The following is an 8,177-nucleotide window of genomic DNA, read 5'->3' as shown; positions in this document are numbered from 1 at the left end:
GCGCATCCGCCTCTTCCGCCACCTGCAGGCGATGGAGCTCGGCTTCTTCACCCGCACCCGCACCGGCGTCATCCAGTCGCGCCTCGCCAACGACGTGGGCGGCGTGGCCAACGTGCTCACGAACACCGTCTCGAGCGTGCTGGGCAACACCGTCACCGTGATCGCGGCCGTCGTCGCGATGCTCCTGCTCTCGTGGCAGATGACGATCGTCGCCCTCGTCCTCACTCCGGTGCTCGTCGTGGCCCAGCGCCGCGTCGGCCAGGTGAGGGCGCGCATCGCGACGAAGACGCAGGAGTCGCTGTCCGAGATGACCGCGATCACCCAGGAGACCCTGAGCGTCTCGGGCATCCTCCTGGCCAAGAGCTTCGGCCGCCAGGAGTCGGAGGTGACGCGCTACGCCGACGAGAACGGCCGCCAGATCGAGCTCCAGGTGCGGCAGCAGATGTCCGGCCAGTGGTTCTTCGCGATGGTGCAGATCTTCCTCTCCGTCATCCCCGTGATCGTGTACCTCGTGGCCGCCTGGCTGATCCTCGGCGGCACCACCGTCACCGCCGGGACCGTCGTGGCCTTCACCACCGTGCAGGCGCGCCTGATGTGGCCGCTCCTGGGCCTGATGCGCGTCGCGCTCGACCTGCAGACGGCCGGAGCGCTGTTCGCCCGCATCTTCGAGTACCTGGACCTGCGCCCGGCGATCACGGACCGGGCAGATGCACGCGAGGTCTCGGGCGAGCTCGGCCGGGTCGAGCTCGACGACGTCGTGTTCCGCTACCCCGACCAGGCGGAGGACGCGCGCCCGACGCTCGACCACGTCTCGGTCGCGATCGAGCCGGGCCAGTTCGTCGCCTTCGTCGGTCCCTCCGGCGCGGGCAAGACCACCATCTCGTACCTCGTCCCGCGCCTCTACGACGTGGCCGGGGGAGCGGTGCGCTTCGCCGGCACCGACGTGCGCGAGCTGCGGCAGGAGTCGCTCGTCTCGCACATCGGCATCGTCAGCCAGGAGACCTACCTCTTCCACGCGACGATCGGCGACAACCTCCGCTACGCCCGCCCGGACGCGACGCAGGAGGAGCTGGAGGCGGCCGCCCGCGCCGCGAACATCCACGCGACGATCACGTCGTTCCCCGACGGCTACGACACACTGGTCGGCGAGCGCGGCTACCGGCTCTCCGGAGGCGAGAAGCAGCGGCTCGCGATCGCGCGCGTCCTGCTGAAGGACCCGGCGGTCCTCATCCTCGACGAGGCGACCAGCGCCCTCGACACCGTCTCGGAGCGGATCGTCCAGACCGCGCTCGACGACGCCGCCCGCGGCCGCACCACCATCGCGATCGCCCACCGGCTCTCGACCATCGTGTCGGCCGACGTCATCCACGTCGTCGAGGGCGGCCGGATCGTCGAATCGGGCACCCACCGCGAGCTGCTCGGCCTCGGCGGCCTCTACGCCTCGCTCTACGCGCAGCAGACGGAGTCGGCCCTCCAGGGCTGAGCCGCGGATCGGCGGCCGGACTCCGCGGGGCTACTCGCAGCCGACGCCGTCTGAGTCGCCGGGCCCCGTGCACGACGTCGACGGAGAGCACGTGCCCCTCCCGGTGGGGGAGGCGCACCAGTCTCAGCCGATGTCGTGCGCGCCGGAGGCGGTCACTCCACCGGCCGGTCCTCGAGCATCTGCTCCATCAGCGAGATCTCGGCCTCCTGGGCCTTCACGACGGAGGAGGCGAAGTCGGTGGCGACCGTCACGCGGCTCCGGGCGAGCAGCGCCTCGGCCATGTCGATCGCGCCGCGGTGGTGGGCGATCATCAGCTCGAGGAACATCCGGTCGAAGTCTCGGCCCGACGCGCTGCTGAGGGCGGTGATCTGGTCCGGTGTCGCGAGACCGGGCATGCTCGCCGGCACGACGCCGTCCTCGGTCCCCATCCCCATCGACGAGTGCTCGTCGGCGGCTCCGGCCAGGGTCGGCCGGCCCATCCAGGTCATCGAGGGCTCCGGAGCAGCCTGCGGCAGGCCCCACGAGTTCAGCCAGCCGAAGAGCTGCCCGGCCTGCTGCTGCTGGGTGAGCAGGATGTCCTTCGAGACGGTGAGGACCTCGTCGTCGGCGCTGCGCTCGCGGGCGATCATCGCCAGCTCGGCGCCCTGCAGGTGGTGCACCTGCATGTCGCGCGCGAAGCCCGCTTCGGCGCTGGCGCTCGAGGGCGTCGCGGCGGAGGCGAACGGAGCGAGCGCGCCGAAGAGGTAGCCGCCGGCCGCCCCGAGGAGGAGCGCGACCACGGCGACCGCGGCGACGAGGATCCGGCCCCTACTGCTTGCCGGGCGCATCGATCCCTCCGGTGCAGGGGGCGCCGGGCTCCGGAGCGCTCGAGGACTGCCAGAAGCGCTCGACGAAGGCGTCGATGCGGGGGTCCTCGGGCGAGTCGATCGCGACCTGGGCGTCCCAGGCGCTCAGCACGATGGGCGACTCGAGGCCCTCGTAGGGCGAGACGACGGAGTAGGTGTCGGGCATCGCGGCGATCAGCGCGTCGACCTCGCTCTGCGGGAGCTCGGGGTCGTACGTGGCCCAGACGGCGCCGTGCTCGAGGTCGTGCACCGCGTTCTCGTTCGGGACGGGCTCGTCGTAGACGCCGCAGTTCATCCACACGGCGTTGTGCGGGCCGCCCGCCGGCGGGGTCTGCGGATAGTCGACGGCGCCGGCGACGTGGGTGGCGTCGTTGTCGAAGGTCTGCAGGCCGTCGATCTCGCGCGCCTCGACGATCTGCTGGTTCCCGAAGACGGTGACCGCGACGATCCCGCCGACCGCGAGGACGGCCAGGGCCGACAGCGACCAGATCCAGATGCGGGAGCCGCGCTTGCGGCGGTCCTGCTCGCGCTTGTAGGCCTCGAGCTTCTCCTGTCGGGCGCGGTTCTTGGCGGACATCGTGTCTTTGGGCACGGCGGCGTCTCTCGTTCTGAGGGCGGAAGGCGCCTGGGGCGGGCGCAGGCGCCTGAGAGGCGCTCTCAGAGGATAACGAGCGAGGCTTCGGATCAGATCAATGCGCGGTCAGGGGGATCTCGATGCGCCCGAGGAGCGGGCCGCTCGATCAGCGGGATGCCCAACGGGCCCGCTCGATCCGCAGGATGCGCCGCCGCTCCGCTCAGGGGGCGAAGGTGAGCCAGAGCAGCAGGCCGTTCAGGACGATGAGGAAGACGGCGGCCAGGGCGGCGGCGAGGGTGGTGAACCAGCGGTTCGTCTGGTCGCCCATCAGGCGGCGGTCGCGGGTCAGGATCACGAGCGGCACGAGCGCGAAGGGGATGCCGAACGACAGGACCACCTGGCTGAGCACCAGCGCGCGCGTCGGGTCGAAGCCGATCGCGAGCACCAGGAGCGCCGGTATCAGCGTGACCAGACGACGGGCGACGAGCGGCACCCGCACCTGAAGCAGACCGTGCATGATCTCGGCTCCCGCGTACGCGCCGACCGAGGTCGAGGCGAGGCCGGAGGCGAGCAGGCCGACGGCGAACAGGGTCGCGACCACCGGTCCGAGCGCCGCCCCGATGGCCGCGTGGGCGCCCTCGAGGCTGTCGGTCCCGGCGACTCCCGCGAGGGAGTGCGCGGCGAGGAGCAGGATCGCGAGGTTCACGGTGCCGGCGATGGCGAGCGCGATCGTCACGTCGATCCGGGTGGCGACCAGGATCCTCCGGCGCGCGCCGACGCCCTCGACGTGGCCGAAGCGGTCGCGGGCGAGCGCGGAGTGGGCGTAGATCGCGTGGGGCATGACGGTCGCGCCGAGGATCGAGGCGGCGAGCAGCACCGACTCCGAGCCCTCGAAGCGCGGCACGAGACCGGCGACGGTCGCGCCCGCGTCCGGCGGATCGACGACCACGCCGACCGTGAAGCCGACGGCGATCAGCACCATCAGCGCCGTGATCACCCGCTCGAACGGCTGCGCCCCGCCCCGCGTCTGCACGAGCAGCAGCACCAGCGAGACCGCGCCGGTGACCACGCCGCCGGCCAGCAGCGGCAGTCCGAAGAGCAGGTTCAGCGCGATCGCGCCGCCGATCACCTCGGCCAGGTCGGTCGCCATCGCGACCGTCTCGGCCTGCAGCCAGTAGGCCCGGCGGCCCCAGCGGCCGCGCAGGCGGTCGCCGAGCAGCTCGGGGAGGCTGCGGCCGGTCATCAGGCCGAGCTTCGCCGAGAGGTACTGGATGAGCCAGGCCATCAGGTTGCCGAGCACCACCACCCAGACCAGGAGGTAGCCGAACCGGGCGCCGGCCGTCATGTTGCTGGCGACGTTGCCCGGGTCGAGGTAGGCGACTCCGGCGACCAGCGCCGGGCCGAGCAGGCGGAGGAGGTGGATGTCGGCCGGACGCCGCGGCGGTGCGGCGATCGGTGAGGTCATTCGGGGTCCGTTCCGGGTCGACCGCGGCGCTCGCGGACCCCCACGATAGGGCACCGGCGCGACCGGCGGCACTCCCCTCCCGAGACCGCTCCCTGTGCCTCCGCCCACCCCCGTCACACGCCCGCAGCCGGTTGCTACGCTGGCGGGATGAGCCTGGATCGCGCCCTTCCCGCACGCCCGGAGACCGGGATGGCCTACGCCGATTCGGTGCTCGACCTCATCGGCGACACCCCGCTGGTGAAGCTGGGTCCGGTCGCGGCGGGCGTGCAGGCGACCGTGCTGGTCAAGGTCGAGTACCTGAACCCCGGCGGCTCGTCGAAGGACCGCATCGCGACCCGCATCATCGACGCAGCCGAGCGCGACGGGCTGCTGAAGCCCGGCGGCACCATCGTGGAGCCGACCAGCGGCAACACCGGCATCGGCCTCGCCCTCGTCGCGCAGCAGCGCGGCTACCGCTGCGTGTTCGTGCTGCCGGACAAGGTGGGGGAGGACAAGCGCAACGTCCTCACCGCCTACGGGGCCGAGATCGTCGTGACGCCGACGGCCGTCGCTCCGGAGGACCCCGCCTCCTACTACTCCGTCTCGGACCGCCTCGCCCGCGAGATCCCCGGCGCCTTCAAGCCCAACCAGTACGCGAACCTCAACGGACCGCTCAGCCACTACGAGACCACGGGCCCCGAGATCTGGCGCGACACCGCCGGCCGGCTCACCCACTTCGTCGCGGGAGTCGGCACGGGCGGCACCATCAGCGGCGTCGGCCGCTACCTCAAGGAGGTGTCGGAGGGCCGCGTGCAGATCGTCGGCGCCGACCCCGAGGGCTCCGTCTACTCGGGCGGCGGCGGTCGCCCGTACCTGACCGAGGGCGTCGGCGAGGACTTCTGGCCGAGCGCGTACGACCCGAGCGTGGTCGACCGGATCATCGCCTCCAGCGACGCCGAGTCGTTCGCGATGACCCGCCGCCTCGCCCGCGAGGAGGGGCTGCTCGTCGGCGGATCGAGCGGGCTCGCCGTCTCCGTCGCGCTCAAGGCCGCCGCCGGTCTCGGGCCGGACGACGTCGTCGTCGTGCTCCTTCCGGACGGCGGGCGCGGCTACCTCGGCAAGATCTTCAACGACCGCTGGATGCGCTCCTACGGCTTCCTCGAGATGCGCGACGAGGGCACCGTCCGCGACGTGCTCCGCGCGCGGGCGGCGAGCGGGCAGGCCGACCTCCCGGCGCTCGTGCACGCTCACCCGACCGACACGATCCGCGACGCGATCGGCATCATGACCGAGTACGGCGTCTCGCAGCTGCCGGTGCTGACCGCCGAGCCGCCCGTCGTGATGGGCGAGGTCGTCGGAGCCGTCGACGAGCGCGAGCTGCTCGACCGCGTCTTCGCCGGATCCGCCTCGATGAACGACCCGCTCGGCGACTGCGTGGGCGACGCGCTCGCGCTGATCGGGCTCGGCGAGAGCATCACCGCCGCCCGCGCCGCGCTCACCGAGCGCAGCGCCCTCCTCGTCACCGACGAGGGCAAGCCCGTCGCGGTGATCACCCGACAGGACCTCCTCACCTACGCCACGGCCTGACGGCCGCCGCCTCCGCACCTCCGACCCAGGGAGCCCGCACCATGCCCAAGAAGCAGCACTTCGACACCCGCGCCATCCACGCCGGCCAGGAGTTCGATCCGACCACCGGGGCGGTCGTGCCGCCCGTCTACATGACCTCCACGTTCGTCCAGGACGGCATCGGCGGTCTCCGGGGCGGCTACGAGTACGCCCGCTCGGCGAACCCGACGCGCGACTCGCTCCAGGAGCTCATCGCCTCGCTCGAGGGCGCGGACGTCGCCTACTCCTTCTCCTCCGGCCTCGCCGCCGAGGACACCCTGCTGCGCGCCGCCCTCGCGCCCGGCGACCACGTCGTCCTGGGCAACGACGCGTACGGCGGCAGCCACCGCCTGATCGACCGGGTGCACAGCGCCTGGGGCGTGCGCAACACGGCCGTCGACATGTCGAACCTCCGCGAGGTGCAGCGGGCGATCGTCCCCGGCGAGACGAAGATGCTCTGGGTCGAGACCCCGTCGAACCCGCTGATGACCATCAGCGACATCGCCGAGCTCGCCGACCTGGCCCACGCGCACGACCTGATCGTCGTCGTCGACAACACCTTCGCCTCGTCCGCCCTGCAGCAGCCGCTGGCCCTCGGTGCCGACGTGGTCGTGCACTCGACCACGAAGTACCTCGGCGGCCACTCGGACGTCGTCGGCGGCGCGCTCGCCCTGCGCTCGGGGCCGCTGGCCGAGAAGATCGCGTTCCTGCAGTTCGCGGTCGGAGCGATCTCGGGCCCGATGGACGCATGGCTCACGGTCCGCGGCATCAAGACCCTCGGGGTGCGGATGGAGCGCCACTCCGTCAACGCGCAGGCGGTCGCCGAGTTCCTCGTCGAGCACCCGGCGGTGACGGCCGTGCACTACCCGGGCCTGCCCTCGCACCCCGGCCACGAGCTGGCGAAGCGCCAGATGTCGCGGTTCGGCGGGATGCTCTCACTCGAGCTCGCGACGCCGCGCGCCGCCCGGAAGTTCGCCGAGTCGACCGAGCTGTTCCAGCTCGCGGAGTCGCTGGGCGGCGTCGAGTCGTTGATCGGCTACCCGAGCGAGATGACGCACGCGTCGGTGAAGGGCACGCCGCTGGAGGTCTCGGAGTCGCTGGTGCGCCTCTCGGTGGGCCTCGAGGACTCGTCCGACCTGATCGCGGACCTGTCGGCGGCGCTGCCGAAGAAGTAGAGGCGGGAACGCCGCCCCGCGGGGCGGCATCTCGATGGTGCGCCCGATCCGGCCCCTGCCAGGATCGGGCGCATGACCTCCTCGCGCCGCTTCGTCGACCTCAGCCACACCGTCGCGGACGGGCTGGTGACCTACCCGGGCCTGCCCGCTCCGCGCATCCGGCCGCACCTCACCCGTGAGGCGTCCCGCGCCTCCTACGCACCCGGCACCGAGTTCGCGATGGACGTCATCGAGATGATCGGGAACACGGGCACCTACCTCGACAGCCCGTTCCACCGCTACGAGGGCGGAGCCGATCTCGCCGCTCTCCCGCTCGAGACGCTGGTCGACCTGCCGACCGTCGTGGTCGACGCGACCGGAGCCACCGAACGGGGCATCGGCTCGGACGCGGTCGCGGGACTCGACGTCCGCGGCGCCGCCGTCCTCCTCCGCACCGGCTGGGACGCGCACTTCGCCACGCCCGGGTACGGCAGGGGCGCCCCCTTCCTCAGCGGCGAGGCGGCGGAGGCGCTCGTCGCCGCCGGCGCGGTGCTGGTCGGCATCGACTCGGTGAACATCGACGACACGGAGTCGGGCGGATCGCGGCCCGCGCACTCGGCCCTCCTCGCCGCGGGAGTGCACGTCGTCGAGCACCTCACCGGCCTCGGCGGGCTGCCGGCGACAGGGGCGCGCTTCACCGCCGTGCCGCCGAAGGTGCGGGGCTTCGGGACCTTCCCGGTGCGGGCCTTCGCGGTCGTCGACGAGCCCTGACCGGCGCAGGGCGCCCGGGCGCCTCCGGCTAACCTGGACCGATGCATCCCGCTCTCGCCGCCGTCGGCCGGCGCGTCCGGCCCCGCACGCGCCTCGCGGCGCTGGGCCGTCGTGTCCGTCCCCGCACGCGGCTGCGCTCCGCGGCCCGGGTCGTCCGCTCCGCCCCTCAGCGCCTCTCGGAGCGCCGCGCCGCCGTGATCGCCGCCCGGCCGATCGACCACCCCTCGCCCGCCGGATCGACCGCGGAGCGGCGGGAGAATCGGTTGGCCAGGGCGAGCAGCAGCAGCTCGCGCCGGAGCGC

Annotated in this window: 7 protein-coding genes; 4 read left to right on the top strand and 3 right to left on the bottom strand. The window is 72.7% G+C overall.

Annotation, left to right across the window (positions count from 1 at the left end):
- Nucleotides 1-1,483 (top strand): ABC transporter ATP-binding protein (locus C5C33_RS17620; protein ID WP_104261752.1); only part of this gene is annotated, 1,483 nt, incomplete at its 5' end.
- A 152-nt stretch (nucleotides 1,484-1,635) separates the two neighbouring features.
- Here the strand turns inward: C5C33_RS17620 and C5C33_RS17615 are convergent.
- The 3 genes from C5C33_RS17615 to C5C33_RS17605 form a co-directional block, all read right to left on the bottom strand.
- On the bottom strand, nucleotides 1,636-2,310 hold the full coding sequence (locus C5C33_RS17615; protein ID WP_104261751.1) for a DUF305 domain-containing protein: 675 nt from the start codon (nucleotides 2,308-2,310) through the stop codon (nucleotides 1,636-1,638).
- On the bottom strand, nucleotides 2,291-2,920 hold the full coding sequence (locus C5C33_RS17610; protein WP_244230507.1) for a DUF3105 domain-containing protein: 630 nt from the start codon (nucleotides 2,918-2,920) through the stop codon (nucleotides 2,291-2,293). The genes C5C33_RS17615 and C5C33_RS17610 overlap by 20 nt, the downstream gene beginning before the upstream one ends.
- 202 nt (nucleotides 2,921-3,122) lie before the next feature.
- Entirely contained in the window at nucleotides 3,123-4,367 is a 1,245-nt protein-coding gene (locus C5C33_RS17605; protein ID WP_104227179.1) for an Nramp family divalent metal transporter, read from the bottom strand.
- A gap of 189 nt (nucleotides 4,368-4,556) precedes the next feature.
- Here C5C33_RS17605 and C5C33_RS17600 point away from each other — a divergent pair, with 189 nt between their 5' ends.
- From C5C33_RS17600 to C5C33_RS17590, 3 genes are all read left to right on the top strand, one after another.
- Entirely contained in the window at nucleotides 4,557-5,933 is a 1,377-nt protein-coding gene (locus C5C33_RS17600; RefSeq protein ID WP_104227178.1) for a cystathionine beta-synthase, read from the top strand.
- Between the two features lie 41 nt (nucleotides 5,934-5,974).
- The gene (locus tag C5C33_RS17595; protein ID WP_104224345.1) at nucleotides 5,975-7,126 is read left to right on the top strand and encodes a cystathionine gamma-synthase; all 1,152 of its coding nucleotides are present in this window, start codon (nucleotides 5,975-5,977) and stop codon (nucleotides 7,124-7,126) included.
- Between the two features lie 72 nt (nucleotides 7,127-7,198).
- On the top strand, nucleotides 7,199-7,876 hold the full coding sequence (locus tag C5C33_RS17590; protein WP_104261750.1) for a cyclase family protein: 678 nt from the start codon (nucleotides 7,199-7,201) through the stop codon (nucleotides 7,874-7,876).
- Nucleotides 7,877-8,177 lie beyond the last annotated feature (301 nt).

The sequence above is a fragment of the Rathayibacter sp. AY1H3 genome (genome assembly GCF_002932015.1).
This window is presented reverse-complemented; position numbering and strand designations above follow the sequence as displayed.